Source organism: Flavihumibacter petaseus NBRC 106054 (genome assembly GCF_000974785.1).
GTDB lineage: Bacteria > Bacteroidota > Bacteroidia > Chitinophagales > Chitinophagaceae > Flavihumibacter > Flavihumibacter petaseus.
In genome coordinates this window covers 343,390-365,246 of record NZ_BBWV01000002.1, presented here as the reverse complement: position 1 = coordinate 365,246, position 21,857 = coordinate 343,390, and the positions used below count along the sequence as shown (strand labels likewise).

The following is a 21,857-nucleotide window of genomic DNA, read 5'->3' as shown; positions in this document are numbered from 1 at the left end:
CGCATGAAACGTAACCTTTCCTACCGCTGCGCAATTCGCTTTCAGTGTCTGGCGCTATGTTTCGTTGCTGTACCTATTCTGTTGCAAGCACAGCCGGGATCGCTCAACACCGCATTTGGCAACAACGGGTTTCGGTTGGATTATGTGCCCGGCAGCACCTCCGATCCAGTTACGGTAGAAGACATCATGATGAATGACAATGCCGACACCTATACGACGATCCGCATGGCCGGAGGTATCGGCATTTACAAACGTTCCGGCGATGGCTTTGCTTTACCACAATATGGTAACAAAGGCTTTTCGGACTGCTTCAACTTCGGTGGCCGCGCGCATTTCCTGCAACCCGACGGCTCTGTACTGTTCGCGGGATTCAATCAAATTGAACCCGGTTTTGGCGTCGACTATTACACCAGTGATTTCGTGTTGGGAAAACTCAACCCGCAGGGGAAATGGGACAATAATTTCGGAGACAAAGGCATCAAAAAAATATTCCCCATCCGAAATTCCATCCAACCACAGTACATCACGAAACTTCCCAACGGAAAACTGATGGTCATCTTCCACCAGCAGGAATATCTCCAGAGTCGATTGTTCGTACTGACCTTATCCGCATCGGGAGACTATGACCCCGCTTTACCCAACTACGGCATGTTCGAATTGCCCGTTGGTCAGGAAAGTGTTCAGCTGTTCCTGGTTGCCATCAGCCGGCAGCCTGATGGCAAATTCCTGATCGCACTGAACGATAACCCGAGCGATGGTGGTCCCTACAAAAAATTACTCATCCGGCTGAATGCAGACGGCACACAGGATAATAGTTTTGGTAACGCCGGCGTACAGAATTTAAATGGCTTCCTTTCCGGTGACAAGATCAGTGCTGCAGGCTTCCGGAAATACGGTGGTTACTGTGTAATCACTTCAACACACAATGATGACGCACCCCTCCGGTTCAGCCTGCTGAAACAAAACGGCACACCCGACTTTGCTGTATCCAACTGGACGAAACTAGTTTCCCTCCCGTTCACGGGTGCCGTTTCCAAAGGCGTAACAGATGAAGACGGCCGGTTTTCCCTGCTGATGAGTTACCCGGTACAGGGGCGTATTGTACGCCTCACACCTTCCGGAAATCCCGACCCGCAATTCAACCTTACCGGGTGGCTGCAACTGGACCAATACCCCGACAATTACTATTATGATATCGCTCTGACACCCCGCAAAAACCTCATGATCACCGGTTCCGGAACAACAGGTATCAATTTTGTACTGGGCAAGATCAACCCTTCGGGCGTACCGGACCGTTATTATGACCAGGATGGATTCGTGACCGTGAATCTGCCATTTCAACCTTCCCGATGGACCAGTTGCATCAAACTGGGTGAAACTGGTGTACTTGTCGGGCAAATCATATTTAACGGCGGTCAACCGAAATACCTGATCAAGGCAATCAATACTGCAGGTGGAGATATCAAAACATTTGCCAACAACGGTACATTAACCATACCCATGGACCAATACAATGCGGGTATTGATCCTGCGGGCACCAGCCATTTCCTGTTCTGGCGTCTGCAGGGCAGCAGTACTGCGGCAGATCCCTCAATCCTACACATCAGAAAATACACCAATGCCGGCCAGCTGCAAAATACCTGGGGAACTAACGGTGACGTCCAGGTGCAACTTCCTCCCTTGTCGCGGGATGTACAGCTCAGGGTATTGCGCGATAACCGCATCCTCATTGGCTTTGCCTACGAAAAGGAGTATAATACAGGACTCAACGGAAGGGATGTTCAAGCCTGGTGCCTCAGGGCAGATGGCAGCCGCGACTGGAATTTCGGAACAGGTGGCTTTACCAATATCGATCTCGAAACCTTCTATGATGACATGCACCTGCTGCGGCAACAACGGGATGGAAAGATCATCGTGGTCACCTTGTCCATCACCGAAAGCAGCCGGCGGCTGGGTATTACCCGCTTGCTGGAAAATGGCAAGCCAGATCCGGCGTACCAACAGGGGATCAAACCCATCGCCACCGGAACCGTAGAATTCAATCCGCTTGGCGCACTGGTACAATCGGACAACTCCCTGTTTATAGCCGGTGTAAACGGTTACGATGCTGGGTATCATACCAGCGCTGCACTCCTCAAATTTAACAGCAATGGAACCCGGGCGACCGGATTTGCCAACCAGGGGCTTTTCCAGGCAACACTTACCAATGAACAGGCTAGTGGAATAGATATTAATGAAGATCACGGAAAACTGCTCTTCACCTGTTTAGACCGCGCGTTATATGAAAATGAAATGGTCAACCTGCGCTTACTTCCTAATGGCACAATAGACAACAGCTTTGGCACTAACGGAAAAAGTGCAGTCTCTTTCGCATCCGGTCGGGAATCCATTACGGATACTAAGCTGTTCAGCAATCAATTGATCATGATCGGTCATGCAGCGCTACAAACCTATACTGCCATGCTGGCCAGCATTACACTGGAAGGATATAGTGCGCTGAGGGAAGCAACCCCGGGAACACCACCTGTCCACACTTTCCGCATCTACCCCAATCCGGCAACTTCATGGATACAAATACAATCTTCAGCACAGCACAACGAGCAACCCTCATCAGCCGAATTGTTTGATACAGAAGGCAGACTGGTGCAATCCTGGCGCGATGGCTGGGACGGCACACCCCGCCGCTCACTCTGGATAGGCAATTTGCCATCCGGTAATTACCTGATCCGTGTTAACCTCAGAAACGGTGAAAGCCACCAGGAAAAGATGGTCATCATGCATTAACGCCAGCGGTTGTCTTCCTCCTCCAGGAAAGCGATGTCGGTCATTTTATAATTCAGCGCAGCCGTCGTACCGGCTGTCACATCCAGGGTCACCCCCGTGATCCTGGATGCTTTGTCTGACGCCAGGAATACCGCTGCATCAGCGATATCCTGCATCAGCGGCATGGCCTTGAGCATCGTATCATTTTTGATCTTGTCAATAAACGCCGCTGTTCTGTCCCCACCCTGTTCAATAGCTTCCCTGAATACCCGGGAATCCGGCGAGCCCCCGCTCCTGATATTCACCACCCGGATATTGTGGATCCCCAGCTCAGCAGCCAGGTTCCGGCTGAAGGATTCCATCACACAGCAAGCCGGCCCGAAACCACCGGTGAGTGCATAACCAATACCACCTGGTGTAGCAGTCAGTGACAGGATCACGCCGGATCGGAAGGGAATCATTTTACGCGCTACCGCCGTTGCCGTAAGAAAATGGGTACGCGTCGCCCGTTGTACTGGTCTTTCGAAATCCTCCGGCGCCATTTCGGTGAGTAACATATTCTGCCTGTCTTCCAGGCTGATCAGGTTAATGGCCAGGTCAATCCTGCCCGCCTGCGCTGCAACCCGGTCAACATATGAATTCACTTCTCCCGCCACCAATGCATCCACCTGGTCAGCATATGCCTTTCCGCCACCGGCTATGATCTCATCAGTCAGCGCCTGAACCGGCTGCAGACGGCGCCCGGATAAATATACCGTTGCACCTTCTTTGGCAAATGCTTTCGAGAGCGCGGTACCCAGCGATCCGGCTGCACCGAATACTACTGCGTTTTTTCCTTTTAACAACATGGCCTGATTTTTTAATCTCCCCGTAAATTACATTCGGTATACTTCTGACAACAGGATTATCCGGACCATCAATGGGTCCAAACGGGACAACTTTACAATATGATCAAATGGCTGGTTAGTCTGCTGCTCTTGCTGGCCGTATCAATAGTGCATGCACAGGACAGCAGCAATCTCAAAAATAAAGCCAGGAGCCTGGCAAAGGATGTTTATGACAGTTACCTCAGGGTAAAACAACTGCCGAACGATACGGCCTTCATCCAGCGGAGTGAACAAAGTTACCGGAAGTACGCCGGCCGGGTGATCCGTCAGACCATTATCGAAAAGGTAGACTTTTCCAGGAACGTTCTCGATACCACCCACAGGGTGATCACCACAATTTCCAAACTTGCCAATAACCTGCAGGCCGGAACCAAACAATACATCATCCATCAGTTCCTGTTTATGTCCCCTGGTGACGCTGTTGATCCCTTTCAACTGGCAGATAATGAAAGATTGTTGCGACAACTTGATTTCATTAAGGATGCCAGGATCCAGTTGTTACCGGTCGGGGAAGATTCCGTGGATATGATCGTAAAAGTCAGGGATGTGTTCAGTCTCGGTGTAAAAGCATCTGCCTATGGCATCAGTGATTTTGACGCCACCCTGTATGATGCCAATTTTCTCGGTTGGGCCCAGCGTTTAGAATATACGTTGCTGTACGACCATGGCCGTAGTCCCGCCTTCGGATCTAAGATCCTTTACCGCAAATACAATATTGCCGGCTCATTCGTCAATGGCGAGATCTCCTATTCCAACATCAACAGCGGAATTTCCCTGGGTGATGAATATGAAACTTCTGCCGATATTAAACTGGACAGACCACTATACACTCCCAATGCCAAATGGGCTGGCGGCCTTCACCTTAACCAAAGCAAATCGGAAAACAGGACACAGAAACCGGACAGTCTTTACCGGGCTTATGCATATCACCTGCAGGATGTGTGGCTGGGATACAATTTCGGCACCCGCATCACCCGAACGGGTAGCCGCTATGTACCCGATGACCGGAATCGCCGCTTTGCTGCCTTGCGTTATTTCAATCAGAAATTTTCCGAAAAACCAGACCTCCCATTTTACCACTACCTGTACACGGACAAACAATTCGTGCTGGGCAGTTTCAGCTGGTACAGGCAGAATTATTACCGGACCAACTATATCCTCGGGTTCGGTGTCACAGAAGATGTGCCCGTCGGTTTCTCCCGCAAAATCATCCTGGGAAGAACCAGGATCGATAGCCTGAAACGCACTTACCTGGGATGGGAATACAATCACTGGATGGTGCTCAAACATGACCACCTATTGTCCTACACCCTGGCGCTTGGCACCAACTACAATAAAGACGGGTTCTCGGATAACAGCCTGCTGACAGCCATGAACTGGTACAGCCCGCTGCTGCAATACAGGAAAGTGAAGGTCAGGCAATATGCCACGATAAGCTATGCCGGCATCAACAACTTTACTGCGTACGACAAACTGTACCTGAACAATGATTATGGCCTCGACCGATACAATACTGACAGCGCTTATGGAACCCAGCGGCTGACCCTGGGGACGGAAACCATGTTGTTCACGCCCTGGAAACTGTTCGGATTCAAGATCGGGTTCTTTGCATTCGCCAAAGGCGCAATGCTTTCGAGGCAAACCGAAGCGTTGACCGGCGGGAAACTTTTCAGCGCAATTGGTGGCGGTTTCCGGACGCGGAATGAGAACCTGATCTTTGGCACCATCGAAGGCAGGCTCACCTGGTATCCGCGAACGCTCGGCCAGATCAACAGTTTTGCGATATCCTTCAATTCGAATCTCCGCCTGCGATTCGACGAAATGCAGTTCCAGGCACCATGGTTTGCCACGATCCGGTAGCGCTGAAAACACTTCCTCAACGCTGACACGACTGGCGCCTACTGGATGATGATCGTCTGCTGCAGCTGGTCTTCTCCTTTACGGATGATCAGCCAGTAAATACCTGCAGACAAAGCCGGGAAATTCAACTGCACCGTCTGCCTGCCTTTCTGAAGATTCATGTTTTGCTTCCAGGCAGTCTGGCCATTGGATTGCACCAGGAACATTTCCGTATTCCCGGATTGTTCTGTAACCAGGTTGAGGTTAAGCTGGCTCTTTGCCGGTTGCGGATAGAATTGCTCCAGCACCAGCCTGCCGGTAGCCAGTTGCAATTTTACAGAAGGCGTATAGGTAACCTTTCCATTTTCATCCGTATTGCGGATCCGGTAATAATATGTCGGCTGGCGGGCCGCTTTGTCGGTAAACTGGTACCGTATAGAACCTGTCTCGGAAACAGGAACGTCTCCTATCGATTCATAGTGACCATTTAATTCTGTGCTTCGTTCTACTGTAAAAAATGCTGCTGTAGCCGTTGCTTCGCCTGTCCAGCTCAGTTTCACTTCTTCACCCACCCACCTGGCAACCAGGTCGCGGGTTTTCAGGGGAAGAGGACTGTTGATATTGCCAATACCAAAGGAGGATGTTGTAGCATTTCCCAACACAACATTGCTGAGCGTGAGTTGGTTGGTGCTGTTGTTTCCAGTTGTCTGCGCAGCGCCGGACCAGGTAGTAACAGTTGACGCTTTACTCGATATACCAATCTGGCTGTTCGTTAAAGGTGAAAAGTGCTCACCTTCCAACGCAGCGGGCCACTGATAACTTACAGAAGAACCACTGGCTCCAGGATTTCCGCCACCGCCCCCCATGTTGGTTTGAATAATCCACATTGCATTTACCATCCATGATAATTGAGTAGCATTGAAGGGTGGACCACCAGGTGTTCCGTCAGTAGTTGCAGGTGTAAACACACCAACTGTAACGGTTTTGTTGGCACCCGCGCCCGTTGTAACAGTTGCAGGCAGATAATACTGAGTAGTACCGATTGGAAAAGTAACGGCTACCCCCGAAGTCATTGGCTTGACTACCCTGGCAGCTCCGTTCATTTGAATATAACTGGTTGAACTGGCATTGGTAAAAGCACTGGTAGACGTTAATGTCAATATGTTGGACGTACCTGCAAGGTTGAGGTGACTTGTCCCTGTAAAAACGACGTTGCCGCTGACTGCCATGTTCCGGCCGGAGCCGTTTTGTGTCAGGGTAGCATTGTTTAATGTCAGATTGTTTAAAACGGTAAGACTGCTCGTAATCGTAGCACTTAAAGCAGAAGGAGTACCTATAAAACTCAGATTCCTGAAAGTTATCGTACTGAGAGAATTTGCCAGATCAACACTTCCCGATCTTTCAATAGACACTAAAGTCGAGGTGTTGTTCTGGAATGCCAGTGTTGCAGAAACAGTTCCAATATTTCCCTGGATCACAAAGTTGATTCCGCGGTTTGTACTTGCCGGAAAGGTGAGAGGAGTAGTATGACTCCATGTATCCCCTGCTGATACTGTGATCGTATTAAATGGTGTTGTTGTCTTAAAACCAGTATTGAGAGATGGAGCGGTGGTAGCTGTAATCCATCCACCCGGACTGGTATAAATCTGCCAGTTGGTGGCCGAATTCAGCGCAACCGTCACATCTGCGGTCGGATTTGTCCGGTAATCATTTACCTGCTGTGCACTTACTGTTACAACACTAAATATTCCCAGGAGTACCAGGATCTGCTTGCTGAAATTCATAAAGTATGGTTGAAACCAAATAAAAAATGAGATTCTCCGGCAAGGGGAATCTCAATACGAAGGACGTCTTAATCTTAAACATGACAAAATATTGCCATAAATTACCCAAAGGCCTTGTTCCATTTATTCTACACTTCCCTACCGGTTTAGGGGAGTTTAGGGAATTTTCTTACTTTTAATGCCCGCTCAAGCAAGCAATTATGTCGAAGAAAGTGTTGGTTATCAAGTTGGGAACTGCCATTATCAGCAACAAGGAAGGAAATATTGAAAAAAATATCATAAGAAAGATCGCAGCTGAAATTGCTTCACTTTCCAAACAATACAATGTTATCCTCGTATCCAGCGGCGCTGTTGGCAGCGGAAAGAAATTCCTTCACAACTACAAAGGCACCCTCTCCGAACGCAAAGCTGCTGCGGCCATCGGCAACCCGATCCTGATCCAGCAATACCGGCACTATTTTCAACCTTTTGGCATCACGGTCGCCCAGGCCCTTTGCGAAAGAGTACATTTCTCCAACAGGAGCCAGTTCCTGCAGTTAAAAGAAACCTTTGAAACCTTCTGGGCCAACCAGGCCATCCCGGTGGTCAATGAAAATGACCTGGTCAGCAATGTCGAAATCAAGTTCTCGGATAACGACGAACTCGCCACCCTGATCGCCATCGGATTCGATGCCGCGGCCATGATCCTTTGTACCAGCGCAGGAGGATTACTGGATGACCAGAAAAAAGTAATTCCCCGCGTTAAAAAGATCGATGCCTCACTCCAGCGGTTTGTTGACCATACCACCAGCGGCGTCGGACTCGGCGGCATGCTGTCCAAACTGACATTTACCCGGCTGGCAGTTTCCCTCGGCATTACGGTAATCATCTGCGGACTTTCCGGTAGCGAGCCGCTGTCAAATGCGCTCGGTGGCACCAACGGAACTTATTTTGAACCCTCCTCCTCCACCTTGCGAAGCCGTCAGAAATGGCTGGCAAGCGGATCAGTAACTTTGGGAACGATCACGGTCGACAAAGGCGCTGCAAAAGCCCTGCAGAACCGCAAAAGCCTCCTGACAGTAGGCATCCGTGAAGTGGATGGTAAATTCATTGCCGGCGAAGTGGTTCAGCTGAAGGATGAAGACCGGACACTGCTCGGCGTCGCCAAATCTAAACTGGATGCAACACTGCTCCGGGAACAATTAACGCATAAAAATGTAGTCGCAGCACATGCCGACGACATTGTACTATTCTGATACCATGACTACCGTTAAAGACCAGTTACTCACTGCCCACCATAGCCGCAGATCATTGCAGCAGGCCCCTGGAAAAAAGATCCGGAAATGCCTCCTGGATATTGCCAAAGCCATTCTTAAACAGGAAACAGAAATCCTGGCCGCCAACCAGCTGGACCTGGACAATTTTGACCTTAATGATCCCAAACGGGACCGGCTCCTGTTAAATAGAGACCGCCTGCAGGAGATCGCCAATGGCGTACGCGCTGTTGCTGACCTCCCTGACCCCACGGGACAGGTTCTCCTTAAACGTTCCCTTTCAAACGGCCTCAAATTGCGTAAAGTGACTGTTCCGCTGGGTGTGGTGGGAGCCATTTATGAATCCAGGCCAAATGTAACTTTTGATATCGCTGCCCTTTGCCTCAGGAGCCGTAACGTGGCGGTACTGAAAGGAAGCAGTGAAGCCAGGCATACCAATTTTATCGCCGTAACCATCCTGCAAAGCGTACTTAATAAACACCAGCTGGATCCGGATTGCATCACCCTCCTGCCTGCCGAACGGGAAGTGGTAGACGAACTATTACATTCACCTCAATATGTGGACGTGATCATTCCCCGCGGATCTGACGGACTGATCCAATATGTGCGCCGCAACAGCCTGGTTCCGGTGATCGAAACCGGTGCAGGAGTTTGCCACGTCTACGTGGACAGGGAAGCAGACCTGGAAAAGGCAGTGGCGATCGTAGTAAATGCAAAGACATCGCGGCCCTCCGTCTGCAATGCTATGGACACATTACTGCTGGATAAAAAAATCGCTGAAAAAACCCTGCGCCTGCTTGCCAAACCAATGGCCGATGCCGGTGTCAGAATATTTGCAGAAGCCGGTGCGTTACCATTCCTGAAAGGATATCCCATGCTGGAAGAAGCACAGGCAACAGACTATGACCGGGAGTTCCTCAGCCTGCAGTGTGCAGTAAAAATTGTTGATGGCCTTCCTGAAGCACTCGATCATATTGACCGCCATTCCACCAAACACTCTGAAGCCATTGTAACAGAAAACAAGACTACTGCACGGGCCTTTCTTGATCTTGTGGATGCTGCTGCAGTCTATTCCAATGCCTCCACACGGTTTACGGATGGCGCCGAATTCGGACTCGGGGCAGAGATTGGGATCTCTACGCAGAAGCTCCACGCAAGAGGGCCCTTTGCCCTGGAAAAACTTGTCACTGAGAAGTGGATCATCCAGGGAAAGGGCCAGGTGCGTTAAATACAATTAATGTTTCTTCTTTTGCTGACCGGGGGCGTAAGCTTTTGCAGATTTGTCTCCGTTCACTTTTTTTGCCTGTCCCGGTGGGAGACCTTTTTTATGATGAACATGATCGGTGTGGTGAACATGCACACAGGAGGTACCGGCAATGCCAATAACGAACGAAATAACAAGCAGGGATACACGTAAATTTTTCATAAGGTATATTTGGACTCGGCTGGCAAGATACTACTTCGCCGGCGTAATTGCAATATTCCGGTATTCAATCGGCCCATGATCTCCCTGGATATAGATCGGACCGGGTACCCCCTCATTGCTGTCCAGTGCACCGCCGGTAATACCCGGGATCGCCTGGTTGCAGATAATCTCCTTACCGTTCAGCACAACAGTTACCATCCTTCCTACCAGGGTAATGTCGTAAGTCTGCCATTCATTAGCCGGTTTTGCCGCCATTTCAGAAGGTGTCAGGAAACCATAGATCGCTCCCAGGTAATCCTTCTGCGGTTCTTTTCCATAGCTGTCCTCAATTTGTACTTCGTATCGGCCACGCAGGTAAATGCCGCTGTTGCTGCCGGGAGGGCATCGAAACTCGATATGCAGTTTAAAGTCCTGGAATACCTCGTCTGTTACCAGGTTGGCGCCGGATTTCGGGCTGTGCAAAATCCCGCCCGGTTCAACTACCCACTGGTTGTTGCCCAGTGCATGCCAGCCTTTCAGGTCTTTTCCGTTGAACAGGGTAATTGTTTTTCCCCAGGAAGGCGCAGTTGTCTTCCGCAAAGCCGGAGCACGGTGGGCAGACCAGGGATAGGTTTTGCCGTCTGCTGCACGAAGTGTTCCGCGAAGGGTATCCGCTTCCAGTGCTGCATCAATGATCAGGTCATTGTCTTCAGCTTCCCATTGTGGCGGTAGTGAAAAATGAAGCTTGTTATTGCTGAATTCTACGCTGGCTACCGGGCGTGCACTGCCGCTGATACCCACATAATGCCCAACCAGGCGTTTGTGACCGCTATGATAAATTTCTACCCAGGAAGGAAATGCTTTCCCATCTACCATCACCGTCGCGTCCCACCGTCCTTCAATTGCAGGATCTCCGGCAAATGCAGAGAGGGGTAATACGGCAATGCATAACAGGGTACAATAAACGAAAATTTTTGAACGGAATAGCTGCATGGTCTATATTTTAAGCTTTCAAATATAGGCCATCTGACCGATCTTACTCTGCCGTTGTGGGATCAATCACTTCTGCCACTTCTGCCACATAATTCGCTGGAAATCCGCCCTGGCGGGCATGTTCATAAACCATTTCCTTATTGGGAGCGATATATACACAATAAATCTTATCTCCCGTTATATAGCTTTGTACCCATTGAATTTCCGATCCCATTTTCCGCAACACATCGCAGGATGTAGCAGCCATATTTTTCAGATCTGCGGCTGTAGAAGCACCCACCTGGGGCACCTCCCTTTCGATAACGTATTTGGGCATAACGAGGGTTTTAGAAGTACTAAGTTAAAACACACTTCGGTTTTACGGGAATCCAGATCTCTTCCTCCGACAGCGGGTCACCATTCCGGTAACGCGCTCCCAATACTTCAAAATGCGGTCGCTGATCCAACAAGTATTCTGAAGCCGGCAACCACGCTGAAAAAATATACTGGAATATGGAAGTATCCTGGTTTGATCCCCGGTGCAGGAATACAGCATACCAACCTGCCGGCACGGTAAAGACTTCCATTCCTTCAGGAACATTATCCACCGCACTTACCTCCACTGCCGCCCATTTGGTGAAAACAGCCTGCGGATCGGGGGGATCCATTTTCATTGTGCCATAATCCTGGAGACTGATCAACTCCTCGTTCACACGATGGGGAATATTTTGCCGGAAAGGCATAAAACTGCGCCATAGTACGGGGGTCTGGTCGTCCGCTAAGGTCATCGCCATCTTTTTTCCGATCAACAATCGTTGTGGTGCGTACACCATACGCAAAGGAACACTTTTTGACATCCTGCTAAAATACTTGTTTTACGAATCCTTCTGCGATGTATTGAAACCACGCTGTCCGGGGAATCAAAAAGAAAAGCATATTTGGTACCAGGAAGATGAGCAATGCTGTCGAAAAACTGTTCCGGCGCACTGGTTTTCCATTACGATAGTCATAAGCGATCAATGCAATAAACAACAAGGCAACAGTCAGGATAGTAAGGTTAAAAGAGGTAACAAAAGGAAGTCTGAAATAAAAGAACAGTATGCGAAACAAACCCGATTCCAGTACAATCAATCCGGTTGCGATGATAAAACGCATATGTTTCTGCACATGATTGCTGTTCAGCATGGCCATCACAAAATATACAGCAAACGGAAACACATCCGTAAAAGGCATAAACAAAGTTGCCAGGTTGTCCTTATGTGGTGTTCCGGATGCTTCGAGCCGAAGATATTGGGTTTTATAGGCTATCAGCATGGAAACAATCATGACGGGAACCAGGAAATACGAAAGTTTCCCCAACCTGTTATGCCAGGCAAATTGTTTCCGCCGGATCAGCCATGGCTGCACGATCAACAGGGTTAGCCAGCAGCAAAGTACAATGGCATGGAAATGATGAAAATTATCCACTTTTGACCAATGGGGAAAGTACTGGAAATAGGTTTTGTAAAACCCTGCAAAAATGATCAGGGCTATCCCAATGAACAGCCAGATGATTTGCCTGTAGGAACGTTCCATATTAAGCAGGATTGCTGAACAATGTCAAAAACCAAAACAAGTTTCCGCTACCGCTGTTGGTATGAAATATGAATATAACCTTAAAACAACTTCTATGCAATGGTTCGGCCGGAGAGAAAGCTCCAATGTTGAAGACCGCCGGGGATTATCCACCGGTGGAATGGTCACCGGCGGTGGCGTCATCGGGGTGATCATTTACCTGATCTATTCCTTTTTGGGTGGCCGTGAAGTAGACCCTTCACAGATTCCCAGCTTGCCGGGTACCACCAACCAGCGGGAACTGACTGAAACAGAGAAAAAAGCAGATGATGAAAGGGCAAGTTTTGTCAAAGTTGTCCTTGCTGAAACTGAAGATGTCTGGAACAAACTCTTCGCAGAACAGGGACAGCAATACCAGGAACCCACCCTGGTAATGTTCCGCGACCAGGTGGAATCCGCCTGCGGGTATGCCAGTGCTGCTTCAGGCCCCTTCTATTGCCCGGGTGACGGCAAATTATATATCGATCTTTCCTTTTACCAGGAAATGCAGGACAAGCTGAATGCCCCCGGTGATTTTGCCATGGCCTATGTAATAGCCCATGAAGTAGGTCACCATATCCAGAACCTGAATGGCACAGCCAGGAAAGTAAACCAGATCAGGCAGCAATCCAGCGAGGCCGAAGCCAACCGGTACTCCGTTATGATGGAATTGCAGGCTGATTTTCTCGCAGGTGTCTGGGCACATTATGAACAGAAGATGAAAAACATCCTCGACAAGGGCGATATTGAAGAAGCCCTGAACGCTGCTAATGCGATTGGCGACGACCGCCTCCAGGAACAGTCCACCGGCCGGGTGGTTCCGGATGCTTTTACCCATGGCACTTCAGCACAACGGGTCTACTGGTTCAAAAAAGGTTTTGAAACCGGAGACATTAGCCAGGGAAATACGTTTAAGGAATTAGGGAGATAAGAATTGTTTGAAGCCTGAAGTTTGGCTTTGCCCATCGTCTTTGACTGCTGAAGCTTTAGCGTTAGCTGTAGCTTTAGCGAAGGTGTGGGTTTGGAGTTATTGCCCACTTAGTATTTCCGGAGGCGGATCCTGCTTTTGGGAAAACGTGCTATTTACAAAATCGAGTGAAATGAGCCACCAGACAGCGTTTCATAAAAATAAACTCGTGGATCCGTTTATTGCAAAGCGCCCTGGTTATTTCCCCGTGGTTCCTACCCTTTCCATACCCTTCCACATACTTAATCTATTGATTTACAGAATTGCAAATCCATCATGATCAACTTCAAACCCAACTTCAAAAACAACCTCAACCGTTGACTTTTCCAAAATTGTGCACGGTCGGTCAATGTAGATCAGACAAAAACCGTTCAATATTCGTCTTTAACCATTTTAGTTTCTGAAACGCTGTCTGGTGGCTCATTTCACTCAGTTTTTAAAATTGACAAATTTCAAGAAAGCACAACCCATTTCAAATAAAACTTTTTCATTTTTTACTAAATTTTTTAGTATTTTTGTTGTCAGACTATTTTATGACATTGCCGGACGACACCATCATTTCCCGCCTGAAACAACAGATCAGGATCATGGAAGGAACCAAACCTTCTGTGGTAATGGAGTCTGCAAGCCAGGAACTGGGAGACCTGCCGGACATACTTCCCGGCCATGTTTTTCCCTATGGCGGCATGCATGAATGGCTGGTCGGTTCCAGGCCGGAAAAGTCCGCCTCAGCAGCTTTTATTGCTGCCATTCTCGCTCCCCTCCTGCAAAAGGAAGGGACCATGGTATGGATCGGTCTGCAAAAGGAGCTTTACCCCCCCGCCCTGGTGCATTATGGTATCCGGCCGGACAAGGTCCTTTTTATTCATCCTGCCAATGAAAAAGACCTGTTCTGGGTGACTGAAGAAGCGCTGAAATGCCGTGGCTTTGCCGCTGTAGTGGCGGAATTACCCGAATTAACCTTTACAGCATCCAGGAGAATGCAGCTGGCAGTTGAATCCAGCAAAGTTACCGGATGCATCCTGCACCCATTTTCTGATAAACTGCCTGCAACGGCCTGTATTTCCCGCTGGCGAATAAAGCCGGTAACCAGCCATACACCTAAATCACTTCCCGGAATCGGATTTCCGCAGTGGCAGGTGGACCTGCTGAAGGTTCGACAGGGAGTTCCCAGACAAATCACCCTATGCTGGAAAAACCAGCGGTTCCATGCGGTCGAAAAAGAATCTTTCAGCATGCCTCAGATCAGGCGAAAAACCGGTTAAAATGGCAAAGCGTTTCGTATCGATATGGCTTCCGCACCTGCTGACGGACTATTTCTCTATCCGCGAGCAATCCCTGATAGGCCAGCCGCTGGTATTAAGTTACAAATCCCATGGCCGGATGCTCGTGGAAGCCGCCAATGCGGAAGCAAGAAGCCAGGGCGCTTATCCTGGTATGATCCTCGCAGATGCCCGTGCACTCATACCAGGGCTGGAAGTACGGAACAGTATTCCTGATCTTGCAGGGCAGGTATTGTCCAGGATGGCTTCCTGGTGTATCCGCTTTACGCCTGTTGCAGGTATTGACCTTCCGGAAGGCATACTGCTGGATGCCAGCGGCTGTTCCCATTTATGGGGTGGAGATGAACCTTATCTCCAGGAGATCATCCACCGCATCAATGAAAAAGGATTCCACGTGGCAGCCGCTATGGCAGATACCATTGGTGCCGCCTGGGCAAAAGCACGTTATGGACAACCTGCTGTTGCAGCAACCGGCCTTGAAATCCTCCCGCCCGAAACCCATCAGCAGCGGCTGCTTGACCTGCCGGCCATCGCCTTGCGGATCGACAATACGCTCTGGGAAAAATTACAACAACTCGGTTTGTATAAAGTCCGTGAACTGGTGGCTATTCCCCGCGCCACCTTGCGCAGGCGATTCGGAACCGGTATCCTGGAAAGGCTTGATCAGGCTTTCGGGAAAATCAAAGAGACCCTGACAGCAATTGAACCCGTTCAGCAATTCTCTGCAAGAGTGAACTGCTTCGATCCTGTGATCACCGCCACAGGTATTACCATCGCCCTTGAAAAACTGTTGCGGGAACTCTGCGAACAGTTACGCTTAGCGGGTAAGGGTATCCGAAAGGCGGTTTTTAAAGGATACCGTACGGATGGAAAGTTAGTTGAGGTTTTCATTCAGACCCAGCAGCCGACATTGCGACAGCATCACCTGTTGCAACTTTTCGGACTCAAAATCCCGTCATGGAACCCGGATCCCGGTATTGAATTGTTCGTTTTGGAAGCTGTTGTTACAGATGACCTTCAACCCCACCAGGAACAGTTGTGGACCCTCAAAAACGCCTGGGAAGAGGAGGTGCTGACAGAATGGATTGACAAGGTATCCAACCGTATCGGGGAAAAAGCCATCCGCAGATATTTGCCTGCTGCGCATTACTGGCCGGAACGAGCTTTCACCACCGCACCGGTCAGCCACCCGCTACCCTTTGCATGGCCCGATCATAAACTCCGGCCTATACTGATGCTTCCCCACCCGGAACCCATTGAAGTAACTGCTCCCATCCCTGACTACCCCCCTATGCTTTTCCGCTATAAAGGAAAACTGCACAAGATCACCAGGGCTGATGGCCCCGAACGCATCGAACAGGAATGGTGGCTCAGCCAGGGACAACACAGGGATTATTACCGGGTAGAAAATGAAGCAGGAGAACGGTTCTGGCTTTTCCGTTCCGGCCATTATGATCCTGAAAAAACCTATCGCTGGTTCCTGCATGGATTCTTTGCATGAGCCTTCATCATAAAAAAGCATATGGCTTATACCGAATTCCAGGTCACCACCAACTTCAGTTTTCTCCGGGGCGCATCACACCCGGAAGAAATGGCTGTGACCGCAAATTCACTGGAATACATTGCTATTGCACAGGCGGATCACAATACACTGGCAGGTATCGTAAGGGGACATGCGGCTGCTAAAAAATGCGGGATCCGTTTTATCCCCGGTTGCCGCCTCATCCTGAAAGATGGTCCTTCCCTCCTGGCCTATCCAACTAACCTGCAGGGATATACGCAACTCAGCAACCTGCTGACCACAGGAAACCTGCGGACAGAAAAAGGAAAATGTGACCTGTGGAAAGCGGATGTTTATCCCATCGCCGGAAATATACAATGGGTGGCTGTTCCGCCCTTAACCCTGCAACCGGATTTTGAGATCGAAGCCGCCTTCCGCAAAGACCTGGCCATCTACCGCGAAGTATTTGGTAAACAATTATCCCTCTCCCTTTCCAGGCGTTATGATGGCGATGACGGAAAATTGTTGCACCAGTTGTCAGTCCTGGCAAAACAGCTTGACATCCCCCTGCTCGCCACCAACGATGTATATTATCATGAACCGGATAGAAGGGAACTTCAGGATATCCTTACCTGCATCCGGGAGAAATGCACCATCTACGAAGCAGGTTATCGCCTTCAGGCGAATGCAGAACGTTACCTGAAAGATGTGCCCGAAATGAAAAGACTCTTCCGCTCCTATCCCGAAGCAATTTATCAGACGCAGGTACTCACTGAAGCCTGCAACTTTTCCCTGGATGAAATCAAATACCAGTATCCAAAAGAAGTAACGCCGGAAGGGCTAACGCCCATGCAGGCACTGCAACAATTCACCTGGCAGGGGGCGCATGAAATCTATGGGAAGGAATTACCGGAAAAAGTAATCACTGCGATTCATCATGAAATGGACTTCATTGGCAAAATGGAATATGCTGAATATTTCCTGACAGTTCATGACATCGTCCGCTTTGCCAGGAAAAATGGGATCCTTTGCCAGGGCCGCGGCTCCGCTGCCAATTCAACCGTATGTTATTGCCTGGGGATCACTGCCGTTGACCCCACCAAATTTGAACTGCTCTTTGAACGGTTTATTTCCTCCGCCCGCAATGAGCCACCGGATATTGATGTCGATTTTGAACATGAAAGGCGGGAAGAGGTCATGCAATATATCTATGCAAAATATGGCAGAGATCGTGCAGGAATTGTTGCCACCGTCACCCAGCAACACCAACGGGGTTCCCTCCGCGATGTGGGAAAGGCCATGGGCCTGTCTGCAGATACCATCAACCGTTTATCAGGATCAGTCTGGGAATTTACCGATGAATGGTTTGAAGGCGAACGGATAACAGAGCAGGGTCTCAATCCCGATGATCCTCATCTGCGAAAAGTGCTGGAATTAACCCGCGCTTTTATGGGCTTCCCGCGGCAGCTCGGTCAGCACACCGGCGGCTTTGTGATCACGGAAACAAAATTATCCGATCTCTGTCCAGTGCTGAATGCACGCATGGAAAACCGCACCAATATTGAATGGAACAAAGATGATATTGAGGCCCTGGGGTTTCTCAAAATAGACATACTTGCACTGGGGATGCTCACCTGTATCCGCAAAGCATTTGATCTGGCCCGTGATCATTACCAGCTCAACTGGACATTGGCCAATATTCCCCAGGATGATCCGGAAGTGTATGAAATGATCTGCCACGCCGACACCATTGGTGTTTTCCAGATCGAAAGCCGGGCACAGCAATCCATGCTGCCGCGACTCAGGCCGAGAAGCTTTTATGACCTGGTGATTGAAGTGGCCATCGTGCGCCCCGGTCCTATCCAGGGCGATATGGTGCACCCCTATCTCCGCCGTCGCAATGGCGAGGAACCGGTAGAATTTCCTTCCCCTGAACTGGAAGGCATCCTGGGACGAACACTGGGCGTTCCGCTTTTCCAGGAACAGGCCATGAAGATCGCCATCGTCGCTGCAGGTTTCACCCCCGCAGAAGCAGACGAATTGCGTCGAAGCATGGCTACTTTCAAAGCAAAAGGACTGGTCACCCAGTTTGAACAAAAGCTTATCCGGGGAATGCTGCAGTATGGGTATACGGAAGAATATGCCAGGAGGGTTTTCAGGCAACTGGAAGGGTTCGGCAGTTATGGTTTCCCTGAAAGTCACGCCGCCAGCTTTGCCTTGCTGGTGTATGTTTCCGCCTGGATCAAATGTCATTATCCCGACATATTCGCCTGTGCGCTGCTGAACAGCCAGCCCATGGGTTTTTACCAGCCAGCGCAAATCATCAGTGACGCCAAAAAACATGGGGTGGAAATTCGACCGGTAGATATCAACTGTTCGCAATGGGACAATACCCTGGAACCCGCTGAAGGAAAATACCACGCCATCAGGATGGGATTCCGGCAACTCAGGGGATTCAAAGCTTCCGATGCTGAAGTACTGATCCGCAACAGGGGTAACGGTTATGCGCACACGAATGCACTGCGCAATACAGGCATTTCAGATAGCGCCCTGGAGATCCTGGCCAGGGGTGATGCCTTCCGGTCCATTGCGCTTGACCGGCGGCAGGCGCTGTGGGAAGCAGCTATTCAGGACAGGCCCGAATTGTTGTATGCAGGACAATCCTCCGAGTCACCGGACGAACAAGTTACCCTGCCTGCCATGTCGGTTTCGGAACATGTGGTGCAGGACTATGCTTCCATGTCTTTTTCCCTGAAAGCCCATCCTGTTTCCTTTGTGCGCGAAAAACTCAGCCAGCTCCATATTCTTACCACTGCGGCTTTGTCCACCGCGAAAAATGGTGACCGGGTAAAGGTAGCCGGGCTTGTCCTGGTACGCCAAAGACCCGGCACCGCAAAAGGTGTTTGCTTTATGACCATTGAAGATGAAACCAGCGTGGCCAACCTGGTCATCTTCGAAAACCTGTTTGAGCAATACCGGAAAGTTATTCTTCAAAGCAGGCTGATCATGGTAGAAGGGAAACTGCAGGTGGAAGGTGAAGTGATTCATGTGATCGCTGAACACTGTTATGACTTCACCCGTTTGCTGCGTGATCTTACGCCTTCACGAAAAGAAACCCTTCCTGTGCTGACATTGGCATTTGCCGATGAAAAATCAGCTCCTGCTCCGGGTGATGCCCGCTCGAAATCCATAGCACAGTCCATACCCCGGTCGAGGGACTTCAAATAATCGTTACCCTAAAAGGTGCTTTAGTTGGTACCTTTCCCTGATGCCTGCGGATGTGATGTCAGCAACGCCATACTGACACCGGAATTCTGAGGCAGGATAGCCGCATCCGTGATCACGACAGACGTACCAGTTGTAACCTGCGGCAGGAGGTCTGAAAGAAATTCACGCGGGATGGTAAAGCGATTGTCTTTGACCGGGTCTAATACAGGTTGTTCATATTTCAGATCCTTGAAAGAAAGAGAAACCCATTTACGGATGGCCCCTCCGTCTTTTAAAACAGAAGGAAGTTGTGCCGTATCAGGATTTTGAGCGACCAGGATATGCGTACCGATCGAATCCCCGGGCTGTTCAAAATCCACCCTGCTCCTGCCGATCTCAATGCCATTGCGCATCACTACAATGCGTTGATCCGCGCGGCTGATGACCACCGATAGCGGACCGGTTGCAGATAATTCCGGGTTCCAGCGATAACTTTCACCAGGATCCAGCCGCTTTGCATCTACCACTTTACCCTTCACAGAAACCGGCGATAAAAAAGCAGGATGATCAACTGCCTGTGGTGCCGTGCGGCTGTTGGCGATCACTACGGTCATCCCCAGGGGTGCTGCCTGGAACAAGCGCCGCGCATATTCTGAAGGCAGGTGTACACAGCCGTGCGAGGATGGATAACCCGGCAGGCCGCCTGCATGAAGGGCAATGCCGTAATTCGTTAGCCGCTGGGTATAGGGCATGGATGCGTTATCGTAAATACTGGAGTGATGATTGACATCTTTCTGCAGGGTTGTGAAAACTCCCGTTGGTGTCGGATGTCCTTTCTTGCCGGTGCTGACTGTTGCGACGCCTATCAGTATACCGTTGCGATAGGTAAAGGCCTTTTGCTCATCGAGGCTCACTACCACCAGGATAGGACCAGCCGGCGCTATTTCTGCTTCCCAGGTGAACTGCCCCTTCTTCAGCGAATCAACAGGAGTTTCCAGCGGCAACGGCGCTTTGGCCCCCCAGAAGGGAAATGACTGGCCGGCACTGCCCAATGGCAACAGGAACAAAAACAAAAGGCAGTACAACAGCGTGATCATTTTTCCCGGCTCTGGAATAATTGTCTTTTTATTTAACGCATCATTTCTCTCAATCGCCTTGCGCAAATGCAATTCATTCTCTTTAAAATGGGTTAAGTTTTCCTGGAGAAAGCCCCGATCCCGTGGTGGTACCAATGACCGGCAGCATCCAGGGTGGGATCGGTGAGAATTGTAAAGCCATCTATCGTCAGCAACACACAGGCGGTGTCGATATGCGTAAAAGTGATCATCGTGCAGCATCTATTTCAATGCATCTTTTAATACTGCGCCGGCATACTGGAGCAAAGACTGTACTTCAGGTATTGCAGCAAGCGGATTCAGCAATCCGTAATCGTGGATCATGCCTAATCCCCTTACCATCGATACCGGAACACCAGCCGCATTCAGCTTCCTGGCATATGCTTCCCCTTCATCCCGCAACACATCATTCTCGGCAGTTTGCACCAAAGCGGGCGGCAGGCCCTTCAGCTGACTGACATCAGCCTGCAGGGGCGATGCATAGTACTCTTTTCGCTTTGAAACGTCAGTAGTAGTATAATGATCCCAGAACCATTTCATCATATTCTTCGTCAGGAAGCGGTCGCTGGCATACTGGTTATAGGAACCTGTTTCAAAATCTGCATTGGTTACCGGCCAGAATAACACCTGGAATTTCAGGTCGGGACCTTTTTTATCTTTTGCCATCAGGGCTACTGCTGCAGTAAGATTCCCTCCAACACTATTGCCCACGATCGCGAGCCTTTTACCATCTACCTTAATCTCCGCCCCGTGAGCTGCCACCCATTTCGTTGCTGCATAACATTCATTCAACGCTACCGGGTAACGCGCTTCCGGCGAACGCGTGTACTCTGCATGAACGGCAACAGCTCCTGAGTATACTACGAGGTCGCGGATAAAACGGCGATGCGTCGGGAAATCACCCAGTACCCAACCACCGCCATGAAAGAACATAAAGACCGGCAGCACCCCGCTTACCCCGGCAGGACGCGTAATAAAGAGCTTAACAGTAATACCATCTTCCGTGATCGTCTTTTCCGATACTTCCACGCCGGAGAGATCAACGGATACTGATGTCTGTGCGCCCTCCAGCACCTTCCGTGCCTCATCGGGCTGCATCGTTTCCATTGGTTTTCCGCCACTGGTATTCAAAGCTGTCAGAAATGCTTTGGTCTGTACTTCAATGGCCGGGTCGGAGGCATAGTCCGCTACTGATGTAACATTACTCATGATTTTGTTTTTAAAAATGATCAAAGGAATCCACAGGCAATGGACAAGCGATCGTTGAGCGTACTAATGAGAACCGGAT

The 21,857-nt window shown here is 49.8% G+C and carries 18 protein-coding genes; 8 read left to right on the top strand and 10 right to left on the bottom strand.

Annotated elements, in window-relative coordinates; translation table 11 throughout:
- Nucleotides 1-3: 3 nt before the first annotated feature.
- On the top strand, nt 4-2,784 hold the full coding sequence (locus FPE01S_RS11405) for a T9SS type A sorting domain-containing protein (protein ID WP_046369129.1): 2,781 nt from the start codon (nt 4-6) through the stop codon (nt 2,782-2,784).
- Here the strand turns inward: FPE01S_RS11405 and FPE01S_RS11400 are convergent.
- Nucleotides 2,781-3,611 (bottom strand): SDR family NAD(P)-dependent oxidoreductase, encoded by an 831-nt coding sequence (locus FPE01S_RS11400; RefSeq protein ID WP_046369128.1) that lies wholly within the window; start codon nt 3,609-3,611, stop codon nt 2,781-2,783. The genes FPE01S_RS11405 and FPE01S_RS11400 overlap by 4 nt on opposite strands.
- Nucleotides 3,612-3,710: 99 nt before the next feature.
- Here FPE01S_RS11400 and FPE01S_RS11395 point away from each other — a divergent pair, with 99 nt between their 5' ends.
- Nucleotides 3,711-5,510, top strand: a complete 1,800-nt coding sequence (locus FPE01S_RS11395) for a BamA/TamA family outer membrane protein (RefSeq protein ID WP_046369127.1) — start codon at nt 3,711-3,713, stop codon at nt 5,508-5,510.
- A gap of 38 nt (nt 5,511-5,548) precedes the next feature.
- Here the strand turns inward: FPE01S_RS11395 and FPE01S_RS11390 are convergent, their stop codons facing one another.
- Nucleotides 5,549-7,273, bottom strand: a complete 1,725-nt coding sequence (locus FPE01S_RS11390) for a T9SS type A sorting domain-containing protein (RefSeq protein WP_046369126.1) — start codon at nt 7,271-7,273, stop codon at nt 5,549-5,551.
- Nucleotides 7,274-7,473: 200 nt separating this feature from the next.
- On the opposite strand from FPE01S_RS11390, the gene proB reads away from it, so the two are divergent.
- Nucleotides 7,474-8,508, top strand: coding sequence for a glutamate 5-kinase (gene proB / locus FPE01S_RS11385; protein ID WP_046369125.1), 1,035 nt, complete (start codon nt 7,474-7,476; stop codon nt 8,506-8,508).
- Nucleotides 8,483-9,754 carry a glutamate-5-semialdehyde dehydrogenase gene (locus FPE01S_RS11380; RefSeq protein WP_245623989.1) on the top strand — a complete coding sequence of 424 codons (1,272 nt, stop codon included), beginning with the start codon at nt 8,483-8,485 and terminating at the stop codon, nt 9,752-9,754. Before proB ends, FPE01S_RS11380 begins: the two co-directional genes overlap by 26 nt.
- A 6-nt stretch (nt 9,755-9,760) precedes the next feature.
- On the opposite strand, the gene FPE01S_RS11375 is transcribed toward FPE01S_RS11380, so the two are convergent.
- The 5 genes from FPE01S_RS11375 to FPE01S_RS11355 are packed head-to-tail and all read right to left on the bottom strand — an operon-like array spanning nt 9,761 to nt 12,478.
- On the bottom strand, nt 9,761-9,952 hold the full coding sequence (locus FPE01S_RS11375; RefSeq protein WP_046369124.1) for a hypothetical protein: 192 nt from the start codon (nt 9,950-9,952) through the stop codon (nt 9,761-9,763).
- A 30-nt stretch (nt 9,953-9,982) separates the two neighbouring features.
- Nucleotides 9,983-10,924 (bottom strand): 3-keto-disaccharide hydrolase, encoded by a 942-nt coding sequence (locus FPE01S_RS11370; RefSeq protein ID WP_046369123.1) that lies wholly within the window; start codon nt 10,922-10,924, stop codon nt 9,983-9,985.
- Between the two features lie 43 nt (nt 10,925-10,967).
- On the bottom strand, nt 10,968-11,240 hold the full coding sequence (locus FPE01S_RS11365; RefSeq protein ID WP_046369122.1) for a DUF4242 domain-containing protein: 273 nt from the start codon (nt 11,238-11,240) through the stop codon (nt 10,968-10,970).
- 19 nt (nt 11,241-11,259) lie between these two features.
- The gene (locus FPE01S_RS11360; RefSeq protein ID WP_046369121.1) at nt 11,260-11,760 is read right to left on the bottom strand and encodes a GyrI-like domain-containing protein; all 501 of its coding nucleotides are present in this window, start codon (nt 11,758-11,760) and stop codon (nt 11,260-11,262) included.
- A gap of 4 nt (nt 11,761-11,764) precedes the next feature.
- Nucleotides 11,765-12,478: a hypothetical protein gene (locus FPE01S_RS11355; protein WP_046369120.1), complete on the bottom strand. Its 714-nt coding sequence runs from the start codon at nt 12,476-12,478 to the stop codon at nt 11,765-11,767.
- Between the two features lie 94 nt (nt 12,479-12,572).
- On the opposite strand from FPE01S_RS11355, the gene ypfJ reads away from it, so the two are divergent.
- From ypfJ to FPE01S_RS11335, 4 genes are all read left to right on the top strand, one after another.
- Nucleotides 12,573-13,427, top strand: a complete 855-nt coding sequence (ypfJ, locus tag FPE01S_RS11350; RefSeq protein ID WP_046369824.1) for a KPN_02809 family neutral zinc metallopeptidase — start codon at nt 12,573-12,575, stop codon at nt 13,425-13,427.
- Nucleotides 13,428-13,996: 569 nt separating this feature from the next.
- Nucleotides 13,997-14,728, top strand: a complete 732-nt coding sequence (locus FPE01S_RS11345; RefSeq protein ID WP_046369119.1) for an ImuA family protein — start codon at nt 13,997-13,999, stop codon at nt 14,726-14,728.
- A 1-nt stretch (nt 14,729) separates the two neighbouring features.
- Complete coding sequence (locus FPE01S_RS11340; protein WP_046369118.1) at nt 14,730-16,247, top strand: Y-family DNA polymerase; 1,518 nt, start codon at nt 14,730-14,732, stop codon at nt 16,245-16,247.
- 21 nt (nt 16,248-16,268) lie between these two features.
- The gene (locus FPE01S_RS11335) at nt 16,269-19,475 is read left to right on the top strand and encodes an error-prone DNA polymerase (protein ID WP_046369117.1); all 3,207 of its coding nucleotides are present in this window, start codon (nt 16,269-16,271) and stop codon (nt 19,473-19,475) included.
- Between the two features lie 20 nt (nt 19,476-19,495).
- Here FPE01S_RS11335 and FPE01S_RS11330 read toward each other — a convergent pair whose 3' ends face one another.
- From FPE01S_RS11330 to FPE01S_RS11325, 3 genes are all read right to left on the bottom strand, one after another.
- A complete protein-coding gene (locus tag FPE01S_RS11330) occupies nt 19,496-20,551 on the bottom strand; it encodes a L,D-transpeptidase (protein ID WP_052955719.1) in 1,056 nt (351 codons plus the stop codon).
- A 92-nt stretch (nt 20,552-20,643) separates the two neighbouring features.
- A complete protein-coding gene (locus FPE01S_RS26005; RefSeq protein ID WP_169749158.1) occupies nt 20,644-20,781 on the bottom strand; it encodes a hypothetical protein in 138 nt (45 codons plus the stop codon).
- Between the two features lie 10 nt (nt 20,782-20,791).
- A complete protein-coding gene (locus tag FPE01S_RS11325) occupies nt 20,792-21,778 on the bottom strand; it encodes an alpha/beta hydrolase (protein WP_046369116.1) in 987 nt (328 codons plus the stop codon).
- Between the last annotated feature and the right edge of the window lie 79 nt (nt 21,779-21,857).

Bases quoted from the DNA above. Each gene is read 5' to 3' on its own strand.
- FPE01S_RS11355 (WP_046369120.1), bottom strand. From the start codon at position 12,478: ATGGAACGTTCCTACAGGCAAATCATCTGGCTGTTCATTGGGATAGCC.
- FPE01S_RS11340 (WP_046369118.1), top strand. From the start codon at position 14,730: ATGGCAAAGCGTTTCGTATCGATATGGCTTCCGCACCTGCTGACGGAC.
- FPE01S_RS11395 (WP_046369127.1), top strand. From the start codon at position 3,711: ATGATCAAATGGCTGGTTAGTCTGCTGCTCTTGCTGGCCGTATCAATA.
- ypfJ (WP_046369824.1), top strand. From the start codon at position 12,573: ATGCAATGGTTCGGCCGGAGAGAAAGCTCCAATGTTGAAGACCGCCGG.
- FPE01S_RS11370 (WP_046369123.1), bottom strand. From the start codon at position 10,924: ATGCAGCTATTCCGTTCAAAAATTTTCGTTTATTGTACCCTGTTATGC.
- FPE01S_RS11335 (WP_046369117.1), top strand. From the start codon at position 16,269: ATGGCTTATACCGAATTCCAGGTCACCACCAACTTCAGTTTTCTCCGG.
- FPE01S_RS11405 (WP_046369129.1), top strand. From the start codon at position 4: ATGAAACGTAACCTTTCCTACCGCTGCGCAATTCGCTTTCAGTGTCTG.
- FPE01S_RS11330 (WP_052955719.1), bottom strand. From the start codon at position 20,551: ATGATCACGCTGTTGTACTGCCTTTTGTTTTTGTTCCTGTTGCCATTG.
- FPE01S_RS11325 (WP_046369116.1), bottom strand. From the start codon at position 21,778: ATGAGTAATGTTACATCAGTAGCGGACTATGCCTCCGACCCGGCCATT.
- FPE01S_RS26005 (WP_169749158.1), bottom strand. From the start codon at position 20,781: ATGATCACTTTTACGCATATCGACACCGCCTGTGTGTTGCTGACGATA.
- proB (WP_046369125.1), top strand. From the start codon at position 7,474: ATGTCGAAGAAAGTGTTGGTTATCAAGTTGGGAACTGCCATTATCAGC.
- FPE01S_RS11345 (WP_046369119.1), top strand. From the start codon at position 13,997: ATGACATTGCCGGACGACACCATCATTTCCCGCCTGAAACAACAGATC.
- FPE01S_RS11375 (WP_046369124.1), bottom strand. From the start codon at position 9,952: ATGAAAAATTTACGTGTATCCCTGCTTGTTATTTCGTTCGTTATTGGC.
- FPE01S_RS11365 (WP_046369122.1), bottom strand. From the start codon at position 11,240: ATGCCCAAATACGTTATCGAAAGGGAGGTGCCCCAGGTGGGTGCTTCT.
- FPE01S_RS11380 (WP_245623989.1), top strand. From the start codon at position 8,483: ATGCCGACGACATTGTACTATTCTGATACCATGACTACCGTTAAAGAC.
- FPE01S_RS11390 (WP_046369126.1), bottom strand. From the start codon at position 7,273: ATGAATTTCAGCAAGCAGATCCTGGTACTCCTGGGAATATTTAGTGTT.
- FPE01S_RS11400 (WP_046369128.1), bottom strand. From the start codon at position 3,611: ATGTTGTTAAAAGGAAAAAACGCAGTAGTATTCGGTGCAGCCGGATCG.
- FPE01S_RS11360 (WP_046369121.1), bottom strand. From the start codon at position 11,760: ATGTCAAAAAGTGTTCCTTTGCGTATGGTGTACGCACCACAACGATTG.